General features: G+C 64.7%; 1 pseudogene. It reads left to right on the forward strand.

Annotation, left to right across the window (positions count from 1 at the left end):
- Window positions 1-36: 36 nt before the first annotated feature.
- A pseudogene (locus tag ET21_RS0121875) lies at window positions 37-693 on the forward strand (Tn3 family transposase); the annotation flags it as partial.
- Between the last annotated feature and the right edge of the window lie 47 nt (window positions 694-740).

Below are 740 nucleotides of genomic sequence, written 5' to 3' on the forward strand. Positions count from 1 at the left end.
CCCCGCTAACGGGGTCCTTTTTGCACGCCGATCCACATCCCTAACATCGCCGCGCGCCGGCTTCACCTGTTCAACGGAATCGAACCTGGCCCAGATATCGCGCCGCTGGTCGCGGGCAGGATCGACGAGGCCCTGATCGCCGCACACTGGGACGACGTGCTGCGCTTGGGCACCTCGATCCGCACCGGCGTCGTGAGTGCATCGATCATGCTGGAACGGCTCGGCTCCTATCCACGGGCCAATGGCCTGGCCTTGGCACTGCGCGAGATCGGCCGCGTCGAGCGCACCCTGTTTACACTCGACTGGATCGAGCAGCCCGAACAGCGGCGCCGCGCAACCCGCGAACTCAACAAGGGTGAGGCCGAAAATGCTCTGAAACGCGCCATCTTCTTCCACCGGATCGGCCGCATCCGTGATCACGCCCTGCAAGCCCAGACCCATCGGGCGAGCGCGCTCAACCTCGTCGCCGGTGCTATCGTCCTGTGGAACACGACCTACCTGCAAGCCGCCCGCATGCATCTTGCCAGTCTCGGCCGGTCGGTCCCGCCGGACCTGTTGCAACACCTTTCGCCGCTCGGATGGCAGCACATCAACCTCACCGGCGATTATCTTTGGACCGACCCCGATGCGCCATCGTCCGCCCTCAGGCCGCTTCGCCAGATGCACGCCGTCGAAGGTCCGGCGAAACCTTAGACCCCATGACTGCCGGAGCCTCGAGGGCTCAAATCTGAGATGCTGAC

Source organism: Sphingobium sp. DC-2 (genome assembly GCF_000722555.1).
Classification (GTDB): Bacteria; Pseudomonadota; Alphaproteobacteria; order Sphingomonadales; family Sphingomonadaceae; genus Sphingobium; species Sphingobium quisquiliarum.